The 23,996-nt window shown below is 64.3% G+C and carries 22 protein-coding genes and 1 pseudogene; 4 read left to right on the top strand and 19 right to left on the bottom strand.

All coding sequences use genetic code 11. The features are described 5' to 3' along the window. The first annotated feature begins 13 nt into the window (after positions 1–13). Positions 14–1,540, top strand: coding sequence for an amino acid permease (locus EV665_RS06210; protein WP_133033451.1), 1,527 nt, complete (start codon positions 14–16; stop codon positions 1,538–1,540). Positions 1,541–1,736: 196 nt separating this feature from the next. Here EV665_RS06210 and EV665_RS06215 read toward each other — a convergent pair whose 3' ends face one another. The 9 genes from EV665_RS06215 to EV665_RS06255 form a co-directional block, all read right to left on the bottom strand. Further along, positions 1,737–2,480, bottom strand: a complete 744-nt coding sequence (locus tag EV665_RS06215) for an amino acid ABC transporter ATP-binding protein (RefSeq protein WP_133033452.1) — start codon at positions 2,478–2,480, stop codon at positions 1,737–1,739. After that, the gene (locus EV665_RS06220) at positions 2,477–3,451 is read right to left on the bottom strand and encodes an amino acid ABC transporter permease (RefSeq protein ID WP_133033453.1); all 975 of its coding nucleotides are present in this window, start codon (positions 3,449–3,451) and stop codon (positions 2,477–2,479) included. The genes EV665_RS06215 and EV665_RS06220 overlap by 4 nt, the downstream gene beginning before the upstream one ends. Before the next feature lie 58 nt (positions 3,452–3,509). Further along, a complete protein-coding gene (locus tag EV665_RS06225) occupies positions 3,510–4,343 on the bottom strand; it encodes a transporter substrate-binding domain-containing protein (protein ID WP_162852989.1) in 834 nt (277 codons plus the stop codon). 149 nt (positions 4,344–4,492) lie between these two features. Beyond that, positions 4,493–4,882 (bottom strand): carboxymuconolactone decarboxylase family protein, encoded by a 390-nt coding sequence (locus tag EV665_RS06230; protein WP_133033454.1) that lies wholly within the window; start codon positions 4,880–4,882, stop codon positions 4,493–4,495. Continuing rightward, a complete protein-coding gene (locus EV665_RS06235; RefSeq protein WP_133033455.1) occupies positions 4,875–5,678 on the bottom strand; it encodes an alpha/beta fold hydrolase in 804 nt (267 codons plus the stop codon). The genes EV665_RS06230 and EV665_RS06235 overlap by 8 nt, the downstream gene beginning before the upstream one ends. 11 nt (positions 5,679–5,689) lie before the next feature. Next, positions 5,690–6,766 carry an LLM class flavin-dependent oxidoreductase gene (locus EV665_RS06240; RefSeq protein ID WP_133033456.1) on the bottom strand — a complete coding sequence of 359 codons (1,077 nt, stop codon included), beginning with the start codon at positions 6,764–6,766 and terminating at the stop codon, positions 5,690–5,692. Positions 6,767–6,789: 23 nt separating this feature from the next. Continuing rightward, positions 6,790–8,304 (bottom strand): aldehyde dehydrogenase, encoded by a 1,515-nt coding sequence (locus EV665_RS06245; protein WP_133033457.1) that lies wholly within the window; start codon positions 8,302–8,304, stop codon positions 6,790–6,792. 1 nt (position 8,305) lies between these two features. Continuing rightward, a complete protein-coding gene (locus EV665_RS06250) occupies positions 8,306–9,295 on the bottom strand; it encodes a flavin reductase (protein WP_133033458.1) in 990 nt (329 codons plus the stop codon). Positions 9,296–9,425: 130 nt separating this feature from the next. Beyond that, positions 9,426–11,231: a helix-turn-helix domain-containing protein gene (locus EV665_RS06255; RefSeq protein WP_133033459.1), complete on the bottom strand. Its 1,806-nt coding sequence runs from the start codon at positions 11,229–11,231 to the stop codon at positions 9,426–9,428. A gap of 165 nt (positions 11,232–11,396) precedes the next feature. Here EV665_RS06255 and EV665_RS06260 point away from each other — a divergent pair, with 165 nt between their 5' ends. Beyond that, a complete protein-coding gene (locus EV665_RS06260; protein ID WP_133033460.1) occupies positions 11,397–11,993 on the top strand; it encodes an amino acid synthesis family protein in 597 nt (198 codons plus the stop codon). Between the two features lie 45 nt (positions 11,994–12,038). Here the strand turns inward: EV665_RS06260 and EV665_RS06265 are convergent, their stop codons facing one another. From EV665_RS06265 to EV665_RS06280, 4 genes are all read right to left on the bottom strand, one after another. After that, positions 12,039–12,737 (bottom strand): FadR/GntR family transcriptional regulator, encoded by a 699-nt coding sequence (locus EV665_RS06265; protein WP_064331078.1) that lies wholly within the window; start codon positions 12,735–12,737, stop codon positions 12,039–12,041. Between the two features lie 47 nt (positions 12,738–12,784). Then, positions 12,785–13,690 (bottom strand): dihydrodipicolinate synthase family protein, encoded by a 906-nt coding sequence (locus tag EV665_RS06270; RefSeq protein WP_133033461.1) that lies wholly within the window; start codon positions 13,688–13,690, stop codon positions 12,785–12,787. A gap of 10 nt (positions 13,691–13,700) precedes the next feature. Next, on the bottom strand, positions 13,701–15,416 hold the full coding sequence (araD, locus tag EV665_RS06275) for an L-arabinonate dehydratase (RefSeq protein ID WP_133033462.1): 1,716 nt from the start codon (positions 15,414–15,416) through the stop codon (positions 13,701–13,703). A gap of 635 nt (positions 15,417–16,051) precedes the next feature. Then, complete coding sequence (locus tag EV665_RS06280; RefSeq protein ID WP_133033463.1) at positions 16,052–16,897, bottom strand: hypothetical protein; 846 nt, start codon at positions 16,895–16,897, stop codon at positions 16,052–16,054. Positions 16,898–16,992: 95 nt separating this feature from the next. On the opposite strand from EV665_RS06280, the pseudogene EV665_RS06285 reads away from it, so the two are divergent. Next, positions 16,993–17,286: pseudogene (locus EV665_RS06285) on the top strand (BrnA antitoxin family protein); the annotation flags it as partial. 18 nt (positions 17,287–17,304) lie between these two features. Here the strand turns inward: EV665_RS06285 and EV665_RS06290 are convergent. From EV665_RS06290 to EV665_RS06300, 3 genes are all read right to left on the bottom strand, one after another. Further along, a complete protein-coding gene (locus tag EV665_RS06290) occupies positions 17,305–17,928 on the bottom strand; it encodes a hypothetical protein (RefSeq protein WP_133033465.1) in 624 nt (207 codons plus the stop codon). Positions 17,929–18,101: 173 nt separating this feature from the next. Next, on the bottom strand, positions 18,102–18,668 hold the full coding sequence (locus EV665_RS06295) for a hypothetical protein (protein ID WP_133033466.1): 567 nt from the start codon (positions 18,666–18,668) through the stop codon (positions 18,102–18,104). Positions 18,669–18,786: 118 nt separating this feature from the next. After that, complete coding sequence (locus EV665_RS06300; RefSeq protein ID WP_133033467.1) at positions 18,787–19,329, bottom strand: hypothetical protein; 543 nt, start codon at positions 19,327–19,329, stop codon at positions 18,787–18,789. 858 nt (positions 19,330–20,187) lie between these two features. Between EV665_RS06300 and EV665_RS06310 the strand changes: the two genes are divergently transcribed. Then, positions 20,188–20,541, top strand: a complete 354-nt coding sequence (locus tag EV665_RS06310) for a hypothetical protein (protein WP_133033469.1) — start codon at positions 20,188–20,190, stop codon at positions 20,539–20,541. Positions 20,542–20,605: 64 nt separating this feature from the next. On the opposite strand, the gene EV665_RS06315 is transcribed toward EV665_RS06310, so the two are convergent. The 3 genes from EV665_RS06315 to EV665_RS06325 all read right to left on the bottom strand — a co-directional run bounded on the left by EV665_RS06315 (position 20,606) and on the right by EV665_RS06325 (position 23,925). Beyond that, positions 20,606–21,007 carry a hypothetical protein gene (locus EV665_RS06315; RefSeq protein ID WP_133033470.1) on the bottom strand — a complete coding sequence of 134 codons (402 nt, stop codon included), beginning with the start codon at positions 21,005–21,007 and terminating at the stop codon, positions 20,606–20,608. A 198-nt stretch (positions 21,008–21,205) separates the two neighbouring features. Next, positions 21,206–23,626 carry a phage tail tape measure protein gene (locus tag EV665_RS06320; protein WP_133033471.1) on the bottom strand — a complete coding sequence of 807 codons (2,421 nt, stop codon included), beginning with the start codon at positions 23,624–23,626 and terminating at the stop codon, positions 21,206–21,208. Beyond that, positions 23,623–23,925, bottom strand: coding sequence for a phage tail assembly protein (locus tag EV665_RS06325; RefSeq protein ID WP_133033472.1), 303 nt, complete (start codon positions 23,923–23,925; stop codon positions 23,623–23,625). Before EV665_RS06325 ends, EV665_RS06320 begins: the two co-directional genes overlap by 4 nt. Between the last annotated feature and the right edge of the window lie 71 nt (positions 23,926–23,996).

Raw genomic sequence — 23,996 nt, forward strand, 5'->3', positions numbered from 1 at the left:
CAGGAGGGGAACCATGAACAGCAACATCCAGGCGCGGCCCGCATCCGGGCCGTCATCCCACCATGGCAGCGAGCATGACCGGCTGAAACGCGACGTCACCGCCTTCCAGTCCTTCGCCGTCGCCTTCGGCTTCGTCTCGATCGCGACCGGCATCTTCACCGCCTACGGCGCCATGCTCTCGACCTCCGGGCCGATGGGCATCTGGACCTGGCCCGTCGTCGTCGTCGGCCAGTTGATGGTCGCCCTCGTCCTCGGCTCGCTCGCCGCGCGCATTCCGGTGACCGGCTATGTCTACCAGTGGACCTCGCGCATCTCCAATCCGGTCTTCGGCTGGATCATGGGCTGGATCAGCTTCACCTTCCTTGCCATCGTGCTCTGCGCGGTGGATTACACCATCGCATCCACCGTTCTGCCCGTCCTGTTCGGTTACGAGGGCACGGCCATGAATGCCTGGTGGATCACCAGCCTCGTCATCGTCGCCCAGGCCGTGATGATCGCCTTCTCGACGAAGTTCACCCAGCGCTTCAACGCGGTCGCCGTCACCATCCAGCTCGTCGGCATGATCGGGCTTGTGGTGCTGCTCTTTGCGGTCGGCGCCATCAACAACGAGCTGGACTTCGCCAACCTGACGAGCACCGGCGCGATCGGCGTAGAAGGATATTATGCCTTCGGCGAGCTGACCAAGGCCGGCCCGTGGATCATGGGCACGCTGCTCGGCGCCTTCACCATCGTCGGCTTCGAATCGGCGGCGAACCTTGCCGAGGAAACCCGCGAGCCGGCCCGCGTCGTGCCGAGGGCCATGTGGCAGGCGGTTCTCAGCCTCGGCGTCATCGGCATGCTGTTCCTCATCGCCGTGACCGCCCTTCTCGGCGATCCGACGGCGCTCGGCGCCTCGGCAACGCCGATCGCGGACGTCATCTCGCGCGTGCTCGGCCCCATCGTCGGCAATTTCCTGCTGGTCCTGGTGGTCATCTCCATCTTCTCCTGCGGCCTCGTCATCCTTCTCAGCGGCACGCGCCTCGTCTGGGCCATGTCGCGCGACGAGCGCTTCCCGGGATGGCAGCTCTGGCACAAGATCAGCCCCACCCTGCACACGCCGGTCAACGCGACGATCTTCGTCGCCGTCATCGGCCAGGTCATCCTCGCCCTGTTCTCGCAGCAGACGGACGCGCTGTTCTCGCTGTTCTCCGCCGCCACGCTGCTGCCGGCGATCATCTATGCGGTGACCGTGCTGATGTATGCGGCCAAGCGCCACCAGCTGCCGCCGAGCCAGGGCTTCACGCTCGGCGCCTGGGAAGTGCCGGTGCTCGTGCTGGCCATCGCCTGGCTCGCCTTCGAACTGGCGATCTTCCGTGACGCCTCCTTCGCAAAGCCCTGGTCCTATGTCGCCGTCATGTTCGGCCTCGGCGCCCTCTATCTCGGCTACCTGCTCGTCTCGCGCGGCGGGCCGGGCGGCCTGAAGATGCCCGAGCTCATCGCCATCGACAGCATCCTCGACGCCGACCGCGGCGCCGACTTCAACGCGATGCCCGCCGAATAGGCCATGCGCTCGACCGGTCGGTGCCGACTTCCATCGGCCGGTCAGACATCAGAGTGAGACGTCGTCTGCCGGCAAGGCGGCAGACGCAATGATCCGCAGGCAGGAGACGTGCCGTCAGCCGTGGGCACGCGCGAAACCGCTGGGCGGAGTGCCCACCCGGTCTGCCAGTATCTCGCGGTCCAGCGTCAGGTCCGCCTCAGTGTTTAAGGATCTGGCTGAGGAACAGCCTGGTGCGTTCATGTTGCGGATTGCCGAAGAATTCATCCGGCTTGCCCTGCTCGACGACCTGCCCTGCATTCATGAAGATAACCCGGTCGGCGACCGCGCGGGCAAAGGCCATTTCGTGCGTGACGCAGACCATGGTCATGCCCTCGCGGGCAAGGCCGGTCATGGTCTCCAGCACCTCGGACACCATTTCCGGATCGAGCGCCGAGGTCGGCTCGTCAAACAGCATCACCGCCGGCTGCATGCAGAGCGACCGGGCGATCGCCACGCGCTGCTGCTGACCCCCCGAGAGCTGCACGGGATATTTGTTCGCCTGTTCGGGGATGCGCACACGCTCCAGGAACTGCAGCGCCGTCCTGCGGGCTTCCGCCTCCGGCACGCCCTTGATCCACATCGGCCCGACCATGCAGTTCATCAGCACCGTCATGTGCGGAAAGAGATTGAAGTGCTGGAACACCATGCCGACGTTCTTCCGCACCTCGCCGACGTTGCGCATCTTGTCGTGCAGGGTGATGCCGTTGACGACGATGTCGCCCTGCTGGTGGGCCTCCAGCCGGTTGAAGCAGCGGATCAGCGTCGACTTGCCGGAACCCGAGGGGCCGCAGATGACGATGCGCTCGCCCCTCTCCACCGTCAGGTTCACGTCGGTCAGCACACGGAAGGCGCCATACCACTTGGAGACGTTGCGCACGTCGATGATCTTTTCCGCGCTCATCGGATCTTGCTCCTGGCATAATGGCGCTCGATACGAGCCTGGACGAGTTCGAGGCAGATCGACAGGCCCCAGTAGAGCATGGCGGCCGAGATCAGCATTTCCATGTGCTGGAAGGTCTTCTGGCCGAGCGTGCGCGCCAGGAACATCAGCTCCCAGACGCCGATGACCGAGACGAGCGAACTGTCCTTCAGCATCGAGATGAACTGGTTGCCGGTCGGCGGGATGATGACGGGCAGCGCCTGCGGCAGGATGATCTTGCGCATGGTGAGCCCGAAGCCGAAGCCGATCGAGCGGGAGGCCTCCCACTGGCCGCGGTCGATGCTCTGGATGCCCGAGCGGAAGATCTCGGTCATGTAGGCGCCGTAGCACAGCGAAAGCGCCAGGATACCGGCCGGCACCGCATCGATGATGAAGCCGAGCTGCGGCAGGCCGAGATAGATGAGGTAGACCTGCATCAGGAGCGGCAAGCCGCGGAAGAACGAGGTGTAGAAGCTCGCCACCGCATAGGCGAAGCCGTTGGTCGAGAGCTTCGCCACCGCGCCCAGGATCGCAATGGCCGAAGCGATGATAATCGAGATCGCCGAGACGTAGATCGTCGTGAAAAGCCCCTGCGTGATGAGGAAGGGCAACTTCTCGGCCATGAACGGCAGGCTGAGATTGAACGTCTTGAAGAAGGCGAGGAAGAGCAGCAGAAGCTCCAGCCAGACGATGGCGATCTGCACTTTGAGCGTCGCAAAGCCGATCAGCACGACATTCATGCAGAACAGCACGGCAATGACGAAGGCAATGGCGAAGCGGCCGTAGAGGCCGCTTTCGGCCGGCTCGCCGATGACGGGGCGCATGAATTCGCCCATCGACGTGCCGGTGAGGTCGATGGCCAGGAAGACGGCAAGGATCGCCGCAAACGTGGCCATGACGAACCATGGCTTGTGGACGAGCACTTCCGATTCGACGGTATCCGGATACAGCATCTGCGCTCCCTGTGCCTGGGCGCGGCCCGCCCATCCGGGCCGCGCGAACCGATACGTCTTACTGGGTGACCGTATAGTCGACGCCGTACCACTTGAGCGACAGCTTGCTCAGCGTGCCGTCCGCCTGCATGGCCTTGACGGCCTCGGCGATCTTTTCGCTGAGCTCCTTGTCGCCATGCTCGATGGCCACGGCCAGCGGCTCGAAGAAGACCGGCTTGCCGAGCTGCCGGATCGGATAACCGGCCTTTTCCGCATCGAGAATGCTTGGAAGCGACGAGACGACGGCATCGAGGCGCGTGCCGTCGCCGAGCCGCAGGTCGTCGAAGGCGGTCGTGGAATTGGCATAGGATTTGACCTCGCCCGGCTTGAACTCATAGGTGAAGGCCGGCGCGCCGGCGGCATCCAGCGTCAGATCCTGGTTGGCATAGGCCTCGAAGGTCGAGGTCGCCGTCACGCCGACCCTCTTGCCGTCCAGGTCGCCGAGCGTCTCGGCCTTGCTGTCCTTGTGCACGGCGACGGCGGCGGGCGTGTAATAGTAGACGGCCGGGAAGTCGAAAAGTTCGGCGCGCGCCTTCGTCGGCGTCATCGAGCCGACATGCATGTCCCAGCGGCCCTGCCAGTTGCCGGCCGTGATGATGTCCCAGCCGGGCGTGATGAATTCCACGGAGACGCCGAGATGCCTGCCGATCTCCTTGGCGATATCGACGTCGAAGCCGTCCATCTCGTTCTGGTCGTTCATGAAGGACTGCGGCGCCCAGCTCGCGTCGGTCGCGACCTTCAGCGTCTTGGCGGCGAGCACCCGGTCCAGCACCGCGCCGGCCCTGGCGGGCATGGCGGCAAGCGAAAGGGCGAGAGAGGCGGCGAGCGCCGCGACCATCGAGGTTCTGATCATGCGTTTGTTCCCTCTGTCTGTTGTCGTTTCGTCGACGGCGCGGGTTTCCTCTCCCTGCCGTTGCTGGCGATCTTGGGGCCTGCCGCCCCATGCGTCTTCCGGCGTTCCCAAGCAGCGTCCGCCGCCCGGCTCCATCGAAATGACGGAAATCAAGTCGTGCCCTCCCCGGCCATCTCCGCCCGCACCGCGCGGGCCACGCGGAAGGCCTCGACGCCGGCCGGCACGCCGCAATAGACGGCGATCTGCACGAGCGCGGCCTGCAGCTCTTTTTCCGTCAGGCCGTTGCGGACCGCGCCGCGGTAATGGAGGCCGAATTCGTGCATGCGGTTGCTGGCCGCCAGCATGCCGAGGTTCAGCAGGCTGCGTTGTTTCAGGTCGAGCCCGTCGTCCGTCCAGGCCATGCCCCAGCAATATTCGTTGAGCATGTCCTGCAAGGGGGCCGAGAAGGCGTCGCCGCCGCCCATGGCGCGGTCCACATAGTCGTCGCCGAGCACGCGCCGCCGCACGTCCTCACCCTTTTTCCGCAAGGTCTCATTCATGGGCCGCCTCCGTATAGGCCAGGAAATCGCCGATGGCATCGGCCACGACATCCGGCGCTTCGATGAGGATGGAATGACGCAGGCCCGGGAAGATGGCGAGCCGCGATCCGGGAATGCGCTCGTGCATATAGCGGGCCATGCGCGGGTTGGAGCCCACGTCGTCCTCGCCGGTGGCGATCAGCGTCGGGCAGCGGATCTGGTCGAGGAACCCGCCGAAATCCGTTTCGGCGAGCACCCGATAGGCGGAGGCGTAGCAATCCGGGTCGTTTTCCGCATCGCGCGCCCTCAGCCAGGCGATGGTGTCGGGGTGCTTCTCCTGGAAATCCTCCGTCAGCCAACGCGAGAGCGAGGCATTGTGGTGGTCGGCCGGGGTTCCGGCCTGGAGCGCGGCGAGCCGCGCCAGTACGCGCTCGCGCTCGTCCGGCGTGCGCCCTGCCACGGTGGACAGCAGCACCAGCCGCCGCAACCGCGGAAGATGCGTCAGCGCAAGGCGCTGGGCGATCAAGCCACCGAGCGAGAAACCGGCAAGGTTGAAGGTCGCAAAACCGGCCCTGTCGGCAAGCGCCAGCGTCTCGGCCACGAAATCGTCGATCTCGTAGCGGCCCTTGACGCGGCTCGATTTCCCGTGGCCCCTCAGGTCGAAGGTGAGGATGGTGAAGCGGTCCTTCAGCCGCGCCACCACGCCGGACCAGGCTTCCAGGTAGGAGCCGACGCCGTGGACGCAGACGAGCGGTTCGCCGCCGTCGCCGTCGATGCGATAGTTGAGGGTGACCTCGCCGACCGTGTGTTCCGCCATGCCCTCCATGCTCAGCGCCCCGCCATCGCCCGCTTGCGCTCGCTCTCGCGCGCGGCGAAGACGGGCATGACCTCCTTGACGAAAAGCTCGATCGTGCGCTTCTGCAGTTCGAAGGGCAGGTTGAAGATGAGGCCGAGGCAATACTGGTCGACGCCCGCCGCCTCGTAGACCATGAGCTTCTCGATCACCTCGTCCGGCGTGCCGAACATCAGGTTCTTGCGGATGCTTTCCGGGTTGTAGTTCTCCTTGCCCCTGACCGCCTCGAAGGGCACGGCCTCGGGGAAGCCGTCCTTCACCGTGCCGATGTTCTGCATCAGGTTCTCGAAGGCGCGGCCGTAGTCCATACTGTGCCGCACGGCGCGCTCCCAGCCGTCCGGCCGGTCGTAGACGCAGGTGCGCCGCTGCATCATGAAGCGCGGGCGCGGCACCTCCGGATGGTCGGCCACCGCCTTGTGGAATTTATCGGAGAGGACCTGGATCTCCGCGGCCGGCGCCGAGAGCGGCGTCGACAAGATGCTGGCGCCGTTGGCGACCGCCCAGTCGAAGGTGCCGGGATCGCGGGCGGCGACCCAGATGCGCGGATGCGGCTGCTGCAGCGGTTTCGGCACGGCGGCCGTGACCGGAAATTTCCAATAGTGCCCGTCATGGGCATAATCGCCGGCCCACAGCTTCTTCACCGCCGGCACGAGTTCCTTCAGGTAGGCGACGCCCTCCTGCTGCGGCATGCCGCCCGCCATGCGGTCGAACTCGTACTGGTAGGAGCCGCGCGCGATGCCGAATTCCAGGCGCCCGTTCGTCAGATGGTCGCACAGGGCGGATTCGCCGGCGAGCCGGATCGGGTTCCAGTAGGGCGCGACCAGCGTCGAGGTTCCAAGCCGGATGTTTTGCGTATGCTGCGCGAGCCAGACCAGCGTCTGGAACGGGTTCGGCGAGATCGTGCATTCGAGCGTGTGGTGCTCCGCCGTCCAGAGCATCTCGAAACCGCCCTCGTCCGCCATGCGGGCCAGCGTCAGGAGGTTGTTCTTCACCGTCGCCATCGGCATGTCCGGCGAGAAGCGTTCCATCGTGAGCGAGACTGCGAACTTCATGGATTCTGCCTTTCGAGGTCTGGTTATTTGAGGCGGATGACGAAGGGGTCCTGCATGGCGCCGGAATAGTCGATGATCACGTTCTTCAGCCGCGAGAATTCGTGCATGACCTCGAAACCGCCGCGCCGGCCGTAACCGCTTTCCTTGAAGCCGCCGTTCGCGGACATGAAGGAGGCGGAGCGGTAGGTGTTGATCCAGACCGTGCCCGCATCGATGCGGCTGGCAAAGCGCAGCGCCCGGTCGATGTCCTTCGTCCAGACGCCGGAGGCGAGGCCATAGCGCGTGTCGTTGGCGAGCGCGATCATCTCCTCCTCGTCGCGGAAGGGCATGACGCCCACCACCGGACCGAAGAGTTCGTCGCGCATGAAGGTCATGTCGTTCTGGGCGTCGACCATGACGGTCGGCTCGAAATACCAGCCGCCCGGTGCAAGCTCCGCCTTCTGCGGCCGCCCGCCGCCGGCGGCGACCTTCGCGCCTTCCCTGACGCCCGAAGCGACGTAGGATTCGACCTTGGAAAGCTGGTCGGCGAGCGCCAGCGGGCCGATATCCGTGCCATCGACGGTCGGCAGGCCGACGCGGATGCGCTGCGTGCGGGCGACGAGCGCATCGAGGAACCTGTCGTAGACGCTCGCTTCCACGAAGCAGCGCGAGCCGGCGACGCAGGTCTGGCCCGCCGCGGCGAAGACGCCCGAGACGACGCCGTTCACCGCATGCTCGATATCGACGTCGCCGAAGACGACATGGGGCGACTTGCCGCCAAGCTCCATCGAGCAGGGAACGAGGTTCTCAGCCGCATTGCCGGCGATGCGGCGGCCGGTCGCCGTGCTGCCGGTGAAGACGTATTTCGCCACACCCGGGTGACGGGTCAGGGCCTCCCCGGCGCTCTTGCCGGTGCCCGTGACGACGTTGACGACGCCCGCCGGAAAGCCCGCCTCGTGGACCAGCTCGGCAAGCGCCAGCGTGGAGGCCGTGGCATGCTCGGACGGCTTGATGACGACGGTGTTGCCGATGGCAAGGCACGGTGCGAGCGTGCCGGTGAGCAGCATCAGCGGCGAATTCCAAGGCGTGATCATGCCGACGACGCCGAGCGGTTCGCGCAGGTTGAGGTTCAGCGTATCGAGCCGGTTGATGGGGATCGTGTCGCCCTGCAGCTTGTCGGCCATGCCGGCGAAATAGTGGTAGCTGTCCGGCATGGCGCGCATCTGCGCCCGCGTCTCCTTCAGGAGCTTGCCGTTGTCGCGCGTCTCGATCTCGGCGAGCGCATCGGCATTGGCGCGGACGAGTTCGGCAAGGCGGCGCACCAGCGCGCCGCGGTCGGTCTGCGTCATGCGGCGCCATTCGGGATTGCGGAAGGCGGCGGTGGCGGCTGCGACGGCGGCTTCCACGTCATCCGCATCGGCCTCGGCGAATTCGTACCAGGGCTCGCCGGTCGTCGGGTCGAAACTGCGGATGTAGTTGCCGTTCTTCGGCGCGACGAATTCGCCGCCGATGAACAGGTGCTGGCGCGAACCTTCGAGGGTGCTGACGGTCGTCTTCATGTCATTGTCCTTGGTCTGAGGCCTGGAGCCAGGCGCGGGCCTGCCCGTCGATCATCGCGACGCGGCCGCCGTCGTCGGAATCCATGTAGATGCCGAAGCGGCCCGCCTGCCGTTCCTGCACGTAGCGGCGCAGCATGGCGCGCAGTTCATGGGTGGCGATCGCTTCATAGGGCAGGTCGTCGATGGGGAAGAAGCGGAAGCCTTCGGGTAGGCTGACCGCTGCCCCCTCACCCGCCAGCCGGGCGCGGTAGACGAGGTGGCCGGGATCGCTGTCGGCGACGTCGAAGACGGAATAGAGGAAGGTTTCCTCCGGCACGAGGCGGAGTGCGTCGCCTCCGTCGAGCACCAGTTGGCTATCGGCCTTGCGGCGGCGGGCGGAGGGCAGCACCCAGCCGCCCTTGCCGTCCGAACACAGGAGCAGCCCGTCGCCGGCCTCCACGAGGTAACCGATGATCATGCCCTGCGCGGCGAGCCAGCCGGCCGGCAGCGGATCCTTCACGCTGGCATAGCGGCCGCGGCAGAAGCCGAGCGGGGCGGTCGGGCTGGTGCCGAAGGCGCGCACCTCACCGATCAGGATCGCGTGGTCGCCGGCATCGATCGAATCGTGGAGGCTGCAATCGAACCAGGTGAGGCTGTCCGTCAGCACGGGCGCGCCGGTATGCACCCGGTCGTGGTTGACCGACTGGAACTTGTCCGGTGCCTTGGAAGCGAAGGTCGCCGATACGTCGACCTGGCCTTCGTGCAGGATGTTGACGGCAAAGCAACTGGCCGCGGTGAAGGCCGCATAGCTGGAGGCCGACTTGGCGACGCAGACGAGCAGGAGCGGCGGATCGAGCGAGACGGAGGTGAAGGAATTCGCCGTCATGCCGCGCGGCGTGCCGTCGGCTTCGCGCGTGGTAATGACCGTGACGCCCGTGACGAAGGTGCCGAAGGCGCGGCGCAGCGCGATGGGGTCGATCGGTGCGTCCTTCGTTGCCGCCTGCTTCGTCATGCCGTCGACCTCCTCCTCGGTTCGTTGGGAAGAAGCTATCCGCCACGGGCGGCGGCGACTTCCTACCGAACGGAGGATGCGGAGAAAGAGTTCTGCTGCGGTTCGAAGGAAGGCCGGGCCTGCCGCGTGGTCAGCGTTCGCCGAAGGCGCGGTTGTCGATGACGCTGTAGAGGCGCAGGGCAAGTTCCACGGAAAAGCGTCGCTCCGGCGTTTCCACGTCGATGCCGAAGAGTTCCTGGATGCGTGCCAGCCGGTAGCGCAGCGTCGTCACATGCAGGCCGAGGCGATCCGCGCAGGCCTGGCTGCGGCACCCCTCCTCCAGATAGGCGGACAGCGTCTCCAGATAGGGCGTGCCGTTCTCCCGATCGTGCTCGGCGACCGCCCCGACGCTGTCGCGCACGAAGCTGCGCACGTCGCCGACATCGGCGGCGGACACGAGCATCGGCAGCGGCCCGAAATCCTGCCTGGAAAGCGCACCCGTCAGGCCGAAGGAGCGGCCGATGCGGATCATCCGGCTGCACTGCTCCCAGGCCGTGGCGTAGTCGTCGAGGCCCGCGCAGCGGCTTCCGACGACCACGATCGGCGCCTCGTCGAAATAGCGGCCGAGCTCGTCGGCGATACGGCGCATGAGCTTCGTCGTGCGCTCCTGCCGGTGTCCCGCCTCATGCGGCATCAGGCAGACGACGCCGCCTTCGATGGCCACGAGCCCGGCCTCGATCGAAGCCTGCTGCATGATGCGGGACAATGTGTGCTCCACATCGACGGAGCCGCCGCCGAAAGCCTTGGCGCGCTCCGGGAAGTCGACCACGATCATCTGCTGCGGCAGCGACAAATCGAGGCCGAGCCGCGCGGCGCGCTGGCCGACATCGGCAGCGTCACGCCAGCGCCGCTCGACGATCTCGAAGAAGAGTTCGCTCTGCGTGCGCGTCTCGAAGCGGAAGCGCAGGAAGCTGCGCATCATCTGGACGCTGAGCGCGAATTTCGCGCTGTCGAGCATGAGCTGGTCCAGTTCGCCCTCATCGGCCGCGGACGGAAAGATGACGAGCGCGCCGACAAGCTGGCGGTCTACCGTCAGGGGTTCCACGCGGGCGGAGACACGAAGCCGCCGGGCGCCATCCTCAAGGAAGATCGGCGCCGTTTGCGTGTTGCCGCGCTCCACGGCTTCCCGCGCAGCCCGGACGAGCAGGCGCGCAAAAACCGTCGGCGCCGCCGCCTGCCAGGCCGCATCCGTAAAATCCACGGGCAAGGGCGAGCGCCCGGCGATCACCTGGTTGACAGTGAAGTCGACGACGACGAGCGGATTGGGCAGGAGCCGCCCCACCATCGCGGCGAGCGAGGCGACGGAACCGTCGCTGAGCACATGCTCCAGCAGCGAGGTATGGGCCGCCAGCGCCCGGTCGAGCCGCTCGGCGGCGCGCTTTTCCGCCGCAAGGCGGTGCTGCTTTTCCACCGCGATGGCACCGAGATGGATGATCGTTCCAAGGAACGCGAGGTCGTCCTCCGTCACCTCCGTTACCGTACGGGCGATCACGCTCAGGACCATCGGCCGGCCCTCTGCGTCCGCGCAATCCATCGGCATGACGAGCACGGTGCGGTAATCGCGCTCGAAGGCCTCCTTGCGGTAGCCGGGAAATTCCGTGCTTTCCCGCGCATCGCGGATATAGACCGGCTCGTTGCGCTGGAGCGCGATGAGCGATGGGCTGGTGGCCAGTTCCCAGCGGTCGGGCAAGTCGCGGTGGATGAGCGTCGGATCGTGCCGCACGATGACATGGGCATAGCCGTGGGCCGCATCGATGCCCATGATCGAGCCGAGCGCCCAGTTGGCATGCCGGCAGGCGGCCGCGATCAGGTGCTGCAGCACCGTCGCGAGGTCCCCGCCGCTGTTGATCTGGCTCGCCACGTCGCGCAGCGAAAGTATCCTTGATTTCTGGCCCAACGCGCCGCGCACTCCCGTCGTAGGGCCATGATAATGCGGCGCACCGCGCGCGAAAGCTACTGGTTTTCGAAGGAGGCGATGCTGCCATTTTCCTCCGGATACGAGGAAGACCGCACAAGGCCACACGCTAGGTTGGCGGCGAGTTCAACAGACGGGGGAAACGACATGGCGCTCGGCATCAGAAAGATCTGCACCTTCCTCGAGGAGACCCATGTCGAAGGCGGCAGGGCCGCGCCGCAGCCCTTCAACATCGTCGTCGTCGCTGCCATCCTGCAGAACCCCTGGGCCGGCAAGGGCTTCGTCGAGGACCTGCGGCCGGAGATCATCCGCATCGCCGGGCCGCTGAGCGAGGAGATGACGCGCCGCCTGCTCGCGCAGATGCCCGCGGAGAGGATCGAGGCCTGCGGCAAGGCAGCGGCCGTGGGCATCAACGGCGAGGTCGAACATGCCTCGGCGATGATCCATACCCTGCGCTTCGGCAATCCTTTCCGCAACGCGATCGGCGGCACGAATTACCTGGAATTCGCCAACACCCGCAACGCGCCCGGCGCGCTGCTCTCGCTGCCGATGATGCACAAGAGCGAGACGGGCAAACGTTCCCACTTCCTGACCGCCAATTTCCAGATCGCCGATGCACCGCATCCGGACGAGATTATCGTGGCCATTGCCGCCGCCGACGGCGGGCGTCCGCATGCTCGCATCGCCGACCGCTTCCAGGATATCGCGGAGATGGAGGCGGAGATCGCCGCGAATGCCGGCTAGCCGTGGACCACATCGCCAAGCCGGATGTGGGTTTTCATAGCGATTCTAGCCGAAATTGCGTTTGTAGGTAGAGGCGATGAGGGTGGTTGCGGCGGCAAGGGCGGCTTCTCCGTCGCGCCGTTCGATCGCCGTCAGGATCGCCTCGTGCTGGGCGAGCGAAGGGCCGAAGCCGCCGGAGGCGGCCATCGTCTTGGGAATGCTGATCGACAGCGCGGCCCGGACGACCGAGGAGATCGGCAGCAGGAAGCGGTTGTGCGCGGCCTGCAGGATCTGGAGATGGAAGTCGATGTCGGCCTCGATCGCCTCTTCCAGCCCGGCCTGCGCCTGCGACATGCGGACGAAGGCAGCCCGGATGGCGGCATGATCGGCCGCCGAACCGCGCCGGGCGGCAAGGCGCGCGGCCAGCGGCTCGATGGAGAGGCGGATTTCGAAAAGCTCCTCGGCCAGCGCATCCTGGTCTTCGGCATCGCCCTGCCAGGACAGCACGACCGGATCGAGCGTGTTCCAGTGCTCGGCCGCCCGCACGCGCGTGCCGAGCCGGGGCTTTGCCTCGATGAAGCCTTTCGTCGACAGGATCTTCAGGGCCTCCCGAAGCGTCGTGCGGCTGACCCCGAGCGTTGCCAGCATGTCGGCTTCCCTCGGCAGCGTTTCGCCGGCCTTCAGCTCGCCGAGCGTGATGCGCCGGCCGATATCGCCTGCAATACGGGCCGGCAGGCCGCGATCCTCCCGAGCGATGACCTTCATGCACGCCCTCTCCCTTGTGTCTTTCCCCCGTACATAGACGCTCCGCCCTATTCGGGAAAGCCACCCAGGGCGGCGGCGTAACGGCGGACCATCGCGATGCCGACTTCGGTCGGCCGCAACGCCGGGCCGCGGTCGTGGATCGCCATGCCCGCCCGTTCGCCGAAGAGACGCTTGCCATAGCACAGGAGGGTCTCGATACCCTGCATGGTGAAGACGACGCCCGGCAGCATGCGGCGATACTCCTCCTCGGCATGTTCATCCCAGCCGTCGCAGAAGAATTCGTAGGCCCGCACCGCATAGTCGATGGAATCAGGCGCGAGGATGAGGCCGCGGCAGCCGATGCGCAGATTTTCCAGCAGTTCCAGCCCCGCCCGGCCGTTGAAGACCGGCAGTCGCCCCTCGGTGACCTCAATCAGGTGGGCGATATCGACGACCGGCCCCTCGCCCTTCACCAGGCGGATATTCGGATGCTGGCGCACGAGATCGTGGATGTCGGCCGCCGTCAGGCCGCGTCCCATCAGCGCCGGCGCGTTCTGGATGGCCAGCGGCAGGTCCGTCTTCTCCGCGACGCGGCCGAAGAAGCGGATATATTCGGCGGCGGAATACTGGCCGACCATCGGCGGCTGCAGGATCAGCCAGTCGGCGCCGGCGGTCGCGGCATGGCGCACCTGGCGCACCTGCTCCTCGACGGACGCGCCGAAGATCGTCAGGGCGACGGGCACGCGGCCGGCGGTATCCTCGATCACCCAGTCCATCACCGTCATGCGCTCGGCCTCGTCGAGCTTGGAGGCCTCGGTGGCAAGGCCGAGCGCCGCCATGCCGTGCACGCCGCTTTCAAGGCAGATCTCCACCTGCCGGCGCATCGCGGCCCGATCGAGCTTTTCCCGCTCGTCGAAGAGGGCGTAGAGGATGGCATGGATGCCGTGGAGGTCGTCGATCTGAAAATCCTTCACCGGCGCCTCCTCAATGGCTCTCGCGGGGAACCGCATGGCCGCTGCCGCCGACGAGGAAGTCGAGGTCCGCCCCCGTATCCGCCTGCATGACGCGTTCGACATAGAGCCCCTGGTATCCGCGGGTCATGTCCGGCACGGGTGCTGTCCATTCCGCGCGGCGGCGGGCAAGTTCGGCCTCGTCGACATCGAGATGCAGCCGGCGGCCGGCGACGTCGAGCTCGATCCAGTCCCCCTCGCGCACCAGCGCGAGCGGGCCGCCCACCGCCGCTTCCGGCGCGGTATGGAGAACCACCGTGCCGAAGGCCGTGCCGGACATGCGGGCATCGGAGATGCGCACCATGTCGCGCACGCCCTTCTTCAGGAGCTTCTGCGGCAACGCCATGTTGCCGACCTCCGCCATGCCCGGATAGCCCCTCGGACCGCAATTCTTCAGCACCATGATCGAGGTCTCGTCGATATCGAGGTCCGGATCGTCGATGCGCGCCTTGTAGTGATCGATCGTCTCGAAGACGACGGCCCGGCCGCGATGCTGCATCAGCGCGGGCGTGGCGGCCGAAGGTTTTATGATCGCACCATCAGGGGCGAGATTGCCGCGCAGCACGGCGATGCCGCCGCTGGCCGTCAGGGCTTTTCCGCGCGACAGGATGACGTCGTCATTGAAGTTTTCCGCATCCGCGACGTTCGCACCGACGCTGCGCCCCGTCACCGTGAGGGCGTCGAGATGGAGAAGATCGGCGATCTCCTTCATCACGGCCGGCAGGCCGCCGGCATAGTAGAAATCCTCCATCAGGTAGCGGCCCGACGGCATCAGGTTGAGGATCGTCGGCACGTCGCGACCGAGCCTGTCCCAGTCGTCGAGCGACAGCGCCGTGCGGATACGGCCGGCAATGGCAAGCAGGTGCACCACCGCATTGGTGGAACCGCCGATCGCGCCGTTGACGCGGATGGCATTGGCGAAGGCCTCGCGGGTGAGGATTTTCGAGAGGCGAAGGTCCTCGGCGACCATCTCGACGATCCGGCGGCCGGTGAGGCGGGCAAGCCGCGCGCGCGCCGCATCGACGGCCGGGATGGCGGCATTGCCCGGAAGGGCGATGCCCAGCGCCTCGACCATCGACGCCATGGTCGAGGCCGTGCCCATGGTCATACAGTGCCCCGGCGAGCGTGACATGGCGCTTTCGGCCGCCATGAAATCCTTCTGCGACATCACGCCGGCACGCACGTCCTCGGAAAACTTCCAGACATCCGTGCCCGAGCCGATGGCTTGCCCGCGGAAGCGGCCGTTCAGCATCGGCCCGCCGGAAATGACGATCGAGGGCAGGTCGCAGGAGGCCGCGCCCATGACGAGCGAGGGCGTGGTCTTGTCGCAACCCGCCATCAGGATGACCCCATCCATCGGATTGCCGCGGATGGCCTCCTCCACGTCCATCGAGGCGAGGTTGCGGAAGAGCATGGCCGTCGGACGCAGGTTCGATTCACCGCAGGAGAAGACCGGAAACTCCAGCGGCAGCCCGCCCGCCTCCAGCACGCCCGCCTTGATATGCTCGATCAGCCCGCGGAAATGCGCGTTGCAGGGCGTGAACTCGGAGAAGGTGTTGCAGATGCCGATGACCGGCCGGCCATCGAAAGCATCGTCCGGCAACCCGTTGTTCTTCATCCAGCTCCGGTGGATGAACGCATCCTTGTCCAGCCCGCCGAACCAGTGCTGCGACCTCAATTTCCGCGACATCTTTCCCTCCAGTCGACCGATACCAGCATGCTGGCTCATATTCTCATATAATCGGAGTTATTATCGGTCAATAAAAACGCTGCCGCAGGCAAAGAAAAACCTCCGGGGCGAAGCGCCGGAGGCTGAAGGTGCCTGGACGAGATCCGCTGCCTCGATCCCAAGGGCGGTTGCGACATGTGCGCCATCGCTGCGATATACGCCGGCCCCGCCATAGCCCCTCCGCTTCATCATTCGGCACCGGGGATGGCGAATGAGCGCGTCAACCCCGCTCCAATCACCCGACCTCGTTTCCAGTTCCTGAATTCCGGCGACCAGCGCACCGGGCCTCTGAGGCGCGGTGAAGCTTGGAAAGCTCCTCGATCGGGATATCCCATTCTGATCTGCTGATCGCCAGAAACGAGAGCGGGCGCCTGAGGCGCCCGTTTTGCTCCTGAAGAGGTCGTTTTGACAGTGCGATGCGAAAATAAAAAAGTCGCAAACTTCGCAGCGAGGGACTGAGGCATTCGCCGGAAAATAGGGGGAAACCGGTGGTAGCGGAGGCGAATTCTTTTCACCGCCCCGAATTCGATCAACGCGACGTACTCGTTGTTTTTTCAGGTTTTCGGGTTTGAATACCCATTCGCATTGCAGGGCTTCTAACCATCAATATGTGCGTCGCGCGGGCCAGCTTGATAGTCAGGCTCCTCTTTCCATCGTTTTTCATTGAAGGAATTCAACTGTTCAACGACGTAAGGAAGATTGACCGACTGCAACACTGCCGCCATCGAACCCGATAGCCTCTCCTCCATTTCCAGCAACCTGCGAAGCTTTCCGTTCAACATAACGAGAGCGTGGAGCGGCATTTGAGCCAATTCCGCTGCCTTAGCTTCTGAGTTTTCATCAGGCGTCATAGGAAGCGCACTGGAAAGACGCTTGCACAACTTCATAAAAAATTTCTCGGGGTCTGAAGGCATTGAGCCGGTCATCAAGCCCGTATCTTGGAGAACCCTGTTGCCGCCCTTGTTTACATATCCATATTTCGCGTCGAAAGTTGACGTGACGAATGTCCGAAGAAGCCTGAGCCGGACCTTAAACTCTTCATCAGTTCGATCTCGAAGAAGGATATCGGTCTGGGCTGCAACAAACTCTGCCTGCTTCGTTGCCTGCTTGGCTTGTTCCTTCATCACCTTTCTATTTTCGACAAATTCCTTTCGAGTGAGCTTAAGCTCTTCCCGCGTCAGTCCAAGTTCCTTTCGCTGCTCGCGCAGCTCGTCAGATTGTATCCAGACAGCGGCAAACAACATGGCGAATGCGGCCGGCGCAGAAATCCCGGCGAGAAAATCGCCCCAGGTATTTGCACCGTCTGGAACGCGCAGATAGAGACCGATTGCTCCTGATATGAGTATCCACAGGACAGACGCTCCGCCGAACCAACACAATTTTTTCCCTGCGCCAGATGGCAACGTTGAAGTTCGCTTGGCTTTCGGCTTTTCGTCGGTCATTCCTGCCCCACATGCTATCATTGGCTGAAGCGTAGATGGTTTGCGACTTCTGAGAAAGATGGCTCGTTCTAGGCTTCACAGAAGCGGTGGTGTTCATGAAGAAAAAATGGCCGAGCTTTGAGACCGGTGATCTCCCCGACACCGACGAAGGCGACGCGGAGATGCAGCGCCGATGGGAGGCCTACGACCGCGAGATGCGGGCGCTGATCGCTGCCGGCGGCGTCCATCGGGACGGAGATGGATGGTGGGTTCACACAACGACCGGCGAGCTTATCGGGCCTGATCCCGAGATCGAGCGCCCGGCGACTGACGAAGAGCTTGCCCGCGCCCGCCCATTCGCCGAGGTCTTCCCCGAACTCGCCGAGAGCATCAAGCGGATGCCAGGTAAGGATCACCGATAGGCGGCATCAGCCTGGCGCTGCGACCGCAAGCTCACCATCGGGCGTGAGACGCACGCCCCGCGCCTGATCCACCTCAATCGCGCCAGCATCCAAGCACGCGGCCCGTAGGCGCGAGAGCCGCTTCCGGGCGGCCTCTCGCCGCCGAGCGTATTCGTCGCCCCTCTCGCCCGCCCTGGGCGGCTCCACGTCCACTTCCTTGATGATCTGACGCCATGGGATGAACCGGCCAGGCGCAGCGCGTTCGGCCATCCCTTTGACGGCTCGTAAAAGCGGTAGGCAGTTCCTGCCAATCGCGGGGGCTGCCAGCGCTTCATTCGCCCAGGGCGACAAAGCCGGCGCGCGTTTTCTCTCTGGCAAATGCGCAGGCAGCGCGAGTGCCGCCATGAAAGGCACCGCATTCGGATTTCCGATCACATGCAGGTAGCCAGTCGCCACGAGGCGCCGGATCGCGCTCGTGCACTCTGCTTGCGAAAGGCCAGTCTGCACGGAAAGCCGCGCCGGGTCGATCCGCGCTCGCCAACTGCCATCCGATCGCGACCAAATCGCCGCAGCAACGCGGAAGTGCCGGTGGTCAAGCCGAGGGTCGCGGCACGCCGCATTGAGCCAGTCGCGCTTAGATGGGATTTTCATCCTATTCTCCATCAGGGAAGCCCAAAAATAGGAACTAAAGCCAAACCAAACAGCGAATTTCAAATTTTAAAATAGACGCAAGGATCGGGCCTCCGAAGAGCCGCATGGGGAGCAGGCAGCGAAAGGTACCTAAAGCGCTATTGGCCGCCGCCGGAGGGCCGGAATGATGCTGATCAGGGGAGCAGACGGGACAGCTCGTGCGCGACGCGCTTGGGCAACATGGTCTGGACAGTGTGATGGAAGACGCGCGCAGCTTCATCGCGCACCATCTCCTCGGGAACGGACGGGCCGAATTGCTTCTCGATCGGCAGGCGATTGGCCGTCGTCCTGACAAAGACATGGCCGCCCGCAATGAGCTTGCCCGAGTTCCATCGGCCGCCGTGCATGAAGTGCGACGGGTAGCGCTGCATCTGCCCCCACACCTTCGCCCGCACACCCCAGGAGAACTGCTTGGGATTGAACACTTTGAGAGGCAATGGGCTGCCAGATGCGATGACATGCCCCTCGATCGCTCCGCCGCCCTTGTGCGCTGCGAGCTTCTTCCTGATCTGAGTGCGGATGATCTTGGTCGGAATAGAGGACTGCTTCCCGATGGCGCGCACAACACGGCCTTCGACCGTGGTCGTCACGCGATTGACGGCTCGGGCTAAAGCCTTGCGGCCCTTCTCTTCGCCGACAGCGCCGATCTGGTTGGCGAAGCGGGAGAGGACATTATCTTTGGAGACAATTTCGACGCGCATGTGACCCTCGTCGCCAAAGAAAAAGGCTGGCGAACAGGAGAAACACCAGCCCTTCTCAGGAAAATCCCTTCGGCGTCCAACGAAGAGATAGGAATATTGTCACACCGCAGTTGGGTGGTCAAGCCGATCTGGAAAGCGCTGCGAGCGCAATCACCGCGAGGTCGCGGTAGCGCGCAATGGCGCGCGGGCTGGTCGACACCGGCTTGATCTCGAAAGCTTTGAGGCCCTCGATATCGCCGGCCCTCACCATGGCGACGACCGCTTCCAGCTTCTTGCGGTGCGGCTTGTGGGTGGCGGCGCTGAAATCCGGCGCCGCCGGCAGCTCGCCGCGCTGCGCGGCTTCGAGGATCGCCGCACGCTTGCCGGCTGGTTTCCGCTCTGGCTTCGGCACCGGCTCGGCCGGCGGCTCGCCCTGGCGCGCGGCGTCGGCCATGTCTTTCGGGACGAATACCGTCGTGCCCTCGGGCATCACCGCATAGATCATCGCCGGCTTACGGCTCTCCGCATTGATTGCGTCGGCGATCTTGACCGCCTCGGCGAGCGTGGGCGCTTCCTGATTGATCTTCTCGGTCGGCCCCTTGCGGAGATGGACGTTGAAATGCGTCGCGTTCGCGATCTTGGCGCGGTCGGCGGCGTCGGCGGGGTGTATCGGCTTTGCCATGTGCGGTCTCCGTTGCTGATGAGACCGTGTGTTAGATGCACACGAAATAGTTGCAACCGGAACTCGGAATGGAGCTGATCGCCAAGGCTCATCGTGCGCAGGCCGATGCTCTGGAGATCGAGGCGGCAGCAAAGCGCCGCCTCGCAGACGAGTATGATGCCGCCCAGGAGCGGGGGGAGGTCGCGGGTCACGGCGGCGGAAGAAATTTCAAGGTTCCTGATGGGAACGTTGAAACCGCAACTGCCGCAGACATTGGCTTGAGCCGGAAAGAAATTCACGAAGCCCGCACCATTCGCGACGCCGAGAAATCTGATCCCGGCGTTGTGCGGCGCACGTTGAATGACCGGCTCGATAAGGGGCAGGAGCCGACGAAGGCCGCCCTGCGCGAGGCCATAGTCGAGGCCGCGAAGCAGGGCCTTCGCGGCGGTGGCGGCTCATCAGTCCGTCGTCCTTCGCCTGCTTGGCATAAGATGCGAGCGCCGCAGCCTTGTCGGCCCGCAGCCTGGCTACGGTCGCCTTTGTCACGACCTCGCCCGCCTCGATCATGCGCACGATCTCCTCTCGCACCTCTGGCGGCGTCTTCGGGGCGGCAAGCTCATAAAGGGCGGTGGGAGGCAAATGCGCAACGGTTGCGCTTTCGGCCCCGTAAACTTCGGCCACCCGCATGAAACTCTGCGCCGCACGTTTGCTCATACCGAACCTATCGTCGATCCAGCGGAGGAACTGCCCGTGCGGGAGGTGCCGGATCAATGAAGTTGACTAAAATTTTAACAACTTATAGACGCAGACGGGCCGACGCAGGAGTTGCCTCTCCTGCGTCGGCCCTAACCGAAACCATGATCATCGGAGGATCACGGAATGGCTGATGCCGTCGTTATCACACCCCCCGCCGTCCTGAAAGTAAGTCCGTTTTTTGCCTCCCGGCTGGTGGAATGGCAAAAGTTGCGCTCGGAGATGAAGAGCCTCGCCAATGCAGAGGCAAGCGCCCAGGCAGATGATGCCGGCGACATCGCTGCCTCGATCGATGCTCTTCACGGTGCGTGCCGAGCGCTGGAGGACGAGGTTCATGCCGCTGCTCCCGCAAACGCTCTGGAGCTTGCGATCAAGGTGGAGATGCTGCTCACGGAAGGGCAGATCAATTACGATTTCCACGATGGCATCAAGTCGGAAGCGTCCCGCATTGTTGCGGGGTTGCTTCCGGCCGGGATCTAAAGATCGCGCGCCCCTCTGCTCTAGTCAGAGGGGCGCTGTAGTTTGTCCGGTAGGAAAAAAACCTTCAATCGGCCGACTTTTTCGAGACCTCTACGTCGGGCGGCGTAAATCGCGGCAGCTCTTCGATGGTCCGCGTGTCCGTGCTTTGCTCATATTCGCGCATTAGATCGTTTATCGTTACTCCGCGATCCAGATCGCGCTGCGCTTCCTTTCGCGCAATTACACGCACGATGTTTTGCAATACCGGATCGAGCGCCTTCTCAACCTTGCCGTCTTGCGCCGCAGGCTGCGGTGGCGTTTCGCCAGCGAAAACCCATTTGATGTGCAGTGTATCCTTCCCACGCCGCTTCTTTTTCTTCGGCGGAGGCTCCTTGGCCGGATCGGGTTCGCCCGGGTCGGGCATTCTTGCGAGCGCACGGAGCATCCTATCAAGGACCGGATCGACGGGCTTTTTCTCATCAGGCATGGCGGCATCTCCCTTGTTTGCGGGAGCAAGGCTACCTCTTGCCCGCGCCGCGACAAGGTACCCCAATGAGCAGATATCCAGGTTGTGGATTTAATCCATAGCAACCAATGCGAACGGCGGGACCAATGCCCCGCCCTTGCAGATTTTATGGATTTTTAGGGAGAACTTTCCTGTGGATAACTCAAGTTCTATTCCTGATTAATTCCGATGAAGTGATTGGATAAACTGCCGAAGCCGTTGATTGAGAAGATATTCGATCTCGTCGATCGAACCCCTGATGTCCTGCACGCCGTTGATTTCGACGCTGATCGTGGGATTGAAGGCGACCGTTCTCGTAGCCTCTTCTACAAGTCCCTGGCGGCCGGATGCGTCCGCACTCGAAGCGCGAAGCGCCGCCACGGTTTCGCTGCTCGGCCAAATCGAGCCGCTGTGGTTCGGCTGGAAAAGTTCCGGCCCTTCCTCACCAACAAGGTAGGTTCCACCGGCCTTTACCGGCCCGCCCGCTGCGCGAGCGCCGTCGATCGCCGGAGTAGCTTCTCCACCTCCGCCTGGCGTCGAAAAGCCGATCAGGCTGCCGAGGTCTAGCTTCCCGAAGGCGGAAACGATCCTCTGCGGGATCGTCTTTACCCACGCGATCATTTCCTCGACTTTGCTGACCATCCCGTCCCACAAGGACTGGATCATGTCGGCGCCGACATCGATCATAAGAGCTGTTCCGGCCTTGATCGCGTTGATGATCCGGTTCGTCACATCCTTCGCGCTCGCCTCCAGGCCGGCCTTTTGCGCATCCGACAGCACCTCTTGCTCGAAGAAGCCCCCGAGCCAGCCCGCCGCCGCAGAGATTTGCTCGCCGACCCATTTGAAGGCATCGCCGATCGCCCGCGCGGATTGCGCGAACGGCTCAAAGAGCGGGCCGACCTTCTCGAAGACAGGCGCGAGCTGCTCGGCGACGGCCGAAGCCACGCCCTTGACCACGGAGCTGACGCGATCCCAATACCGCCAGAGCATGGCGCCCGCTCCCGCCACGGCAGCGACGCCGAGCGCGATCAGGCCCCACGCAGGCGCCGAGATCGTTGCGAGCGCAGCGCCGACCGCAGAGAGCGCACCGGCAATGCCAGAAACGCCGGGAATGGCGAGCGCCATCCCTTTCAGGGCGTCAGTGAAACGCGCCAGGCCGGTGTAGCGAGCGCCCGACATGGCAGCGAGCGCCGATTGCAGGGCTGTGGCGTTCCGGGCCGCCGTGGTCGCGCCAATGATGGCGCGGCCGAGCGTGTTGAAGCCGAGAGCAAGGGCAGACAGAAGACCGCCCCGCCCCATCAGCCCGACCCATTTCAGGGAGACGAGCGCGATCCGAAGCCCGACGACCGCCGCCGTGGTGGCAACGATCTGCGCGATCAATTCCGGGTGAGCCTCGGCCCAATCCGAAAACCTCAAGGTCAACTGGCCGATCGGTTCCAAGAGTTTCGTCAAGCCCGGCAGGAGAGCCCCACCGATCGTCAGCGCGACATCATTGAGCTGTGATTTGAAACGCTGGAGCTTGTACTCGCTGGTGGCTGCGCGCTTCTCAAACTCGCGGCCGACGCTGTTCAAATACGCCTGCTCGTCGGCCGTCATCGCGAGGGCCTTACGGAGCAACTCGGTATTGTTGAGCAGCGGAGCCAGGGCGCGGGCTTCGTCTCCGAAGAGATCGGACATCACTGATGCCTGCATGTGCTCCGGCAGCTTTCCAAGCGCTTCGACGACCTTGAGCGTGGTGCCCACGGCGTCCTTCTGCATTGCCTTGGCGACCTTCTTGCTGTCCATCCCGAGCTTTTTGAACGCTCCGGCAACCCTCGGCGTCGCGCTCGCGCCCTTGGTCAGAGCCCGCCCCATGTTTCGGAAGGAAGTGGCCGCCACTTCGCTTGTGTTGCCGGCCGAGACCATCGCTGCGCCAAAGGCGAGCGTCTGCTCCTTTGTGTAGCCAAAGAACTCGCCCTGGGATGCGACGCGGTTCGTGAAGTCGATCATTTCCGGCGCACTGGCCGCAGTGCTGTCGGAAACGTAGTTCACGAGATCGGCGTATTTGGACACTTCCTCGTTCGTGAGATTGAGTGCCGTCCTGATCTTGGCGAGCGCCAGCCCGGCGGCGCCGCCGCTCATATCCCAGGCCACCGCCGCCTTCGCGGTCAGCTTTGTGAAATCGAAGAGATCAGCCTCCGGCACACCGGCTTGCGCTGCCGCTGCGGAAAGGGCCGCGAGATCATTTACCGCCATCGGGATTTCCGTCACCGACAGCTTGCGGAGTTCCTTGCCGTAAGCCTTCAAGCCGGCCGGGTCGAAGTTCGTCACCTTATCGATGTCGGCCATCGCGCTTTCGAACTTCACAGCCGACATGATCGGCGCCGATAGCGCCTGCTTGAGCACGTAGAAAGAAGCTACGGCATCCATCACCTGCCCGCGTGTGCGGTCAAGCGCAGCATTGTTCCGCTGCATCGCGGACTGGAGCCGATCCCCGAACGCCATGCCGCCCGCACGGCTGGCGGCGTCCCTGATGCCGAGGATCGAGCGCGAGATCGCGCGCGCCGGCCCGGAGGCCTGATCGAGGACGCGAACGATCAGCGACGAGGTGAGCGTAGTCATTGGACCGTCGCTCCAGGCGGGCGCTCAATTAAGCCGATGGCGATGGAGGAGACGGCCCGGAAATCGCGCGGGTGAAGCCGGCCTATGGCTTCACCCGGAATGTCCGAGACAATCGCCAAAATCAGACGGCAATGCTTGGCAACGAGCACTTCGGGCAGGTTCAACGCCACCATTGCGTTAAGCGCCGCGTCATCCGGCCGCGTCAGACGGACGACTTCAACCGAGCCGCCGTCAACGGCGATCGGATGTTGCAGCCGATACGTTTGCGTCGTGCGTGGCAATTTTCCCATTCGGTTCATGCGCCTTGTACTTGTCCAATGAACCCGCACGCCCCCGAGCGACCTCGGGGGCAGCGATTTGCGGTGAAGGT

This window comes from Shinella granuli (genome assembly GCF_004341885.1).
Classification (GTDB): domain Bacteria; phylum Pseudomonadota; class Alphaproteobacteria; order Rhizobiales; family Rhizobiaceae; genus Shinella; species Shinella granuli.

Excerpts from the sequence above, each read along its gene's own strand:
- EV665_RS06210 (WP_133033451.1), top strand. The coding sequence starts at position 14 with ATGAACAGCAACATCCAGGCGCGGCCCGCATCCGGGCCGTCATCCCAC.
- EV665_RS06215 (WP_133033452.1), bottom strand. The coding sequence starts at position 2,480 with ATGAGCGCGGAAAAGATCATCGACGTGCGCAACGTCTCCAAGTGGTAT.
- EV665_RS06220 (WP_133033453.1), bottom strand. The coding sequence starts at position 3,451 with ATGCTGTATCCGGATACCGTCGAATCGGAAGTGCTCGTCCACAAGCCA.
- EV665_RS06225 (WP_162852989.1), bottom strand. The coding sequence starts at position 4,343 with ATGATCAGAACCTCGATGGTCGCGGCGCTCGCCGCCTCTCTCGCCCTT.
- EV665_RS06230 (WP_133033454.1), bottom strand. The coding sequence starts at position 4,882 with ATGAATGAGACCTTGCGGAAAAAGGGTGAGGACGTGCGGCGGCGCGTG.
- EV665_RS06235 (WP_133033455.1), bottom strand. The coding sequence starts at position 5,678 with ATGGCGGAACACACGGTCGGCGAGGTCACCCTCAACTATCGCATCGAC.
- EV665_RS06240 (WP_133033456.1), bottom strand. The coding sequence starts at position 6,766 with ATGAAGTTCGCAGTCTCGCTCACGATGGAACGCTTCTCGCCGGACATG.
- EV665_RS06245 (WP_133033457.1), bottom strand. The coding sequence starts at position 8,304 with ATGAAGACGACCGTCAGCACCCTCGAAGGTTCGCGCCAGCACCTGTTC.
- EV665_RS06250 (WP_133033458.1), bottom strand. The coding sequence starts at position 9,295 with ATGACGAAGCAGGCGGCAACGAAGGACGCACCGATCGACCCCATCGCG.
- EV665_RS06260 (WP_133033460.1), top strand. The coding sequence starts at position 11,397 with ATGGCGCTCGGCATCAGAAAGATCTGCACCTTCCTCGAGGAGACCCAT.
- EV665_RS06265 (WP_064331078.1), bottom strand. The coding sequence starts at position 12,737 with ATGAAGGTCATCGCTCGGGAGGATCGCGGCCTGCCGGCCCGTATTGCA.
- araD (WP_133033462.1), bottom strand. The coding sequence starts at position 15,416 with ATGTCGCGGAAATTGAGGTCGCAGCACTGGTTCGGCGGGCTGGACAAG.
- EV665_RS06280 (WP_133033463.1), bottom strand. The coding sequence starts at position 16,897 with ATGACCGACGAAAAGCCGAAAGCCAAGCGAACTTCAACGTTGCCATCT.
- EV665_RS06290 (WP_133033465.1), bottom strand. The coding sequence starts at position 17,928 with ATGAAAATCCCATCTAAGCGCGACTGGCTCAATGCGGCGTGCCGCGAC.
- EV665_RS06295 (WP_133033466.1), bottom strand. The coding sequence starts at position 18,668 with ATGCGCGTCGAAATTGTCTCCAAAGATAATGTCCTCTCCCGCTTCGCC.
- EV665_RS06300 (WP_133033467.1), bottom strand. The coding sequence starts at position 19,329 with ATGGCAAAGCCGATACACCCCGCCGACGCCGCCGACCGCGCCAAGATC.
- EV665_RS06310 (WP_133033469.1), top strand. The coding sequence starts at position 20,188 with ATGGCTGATGCCGTCGTTATCACACCCCCCGCCGTCCTGAAAGTAAGT.
- EV665_RS06315 (WP_133033470.1), bottom strand. The coding sequence starts at position 21,007 with ATGCCTGATGAGAAAAAGCCCGTCGATCCGGTCCTTGATAGGATGCTC.
- EV665_RS06320 (WP_133033471.1), bottom strand. The coding sequence starts at position 23,626 with ATGACTACGCTCACCTCGTCGCTGATCGTTCGCGTCCTCGATCAGGCC.
- EV665_RS06325 (WP_133033472.1), bottom strand. The coding sequence starts at position 23,925 with ATGAACCGAATGGGAAAATTGCCACGCACGACGCAAACGTATCGGCTG.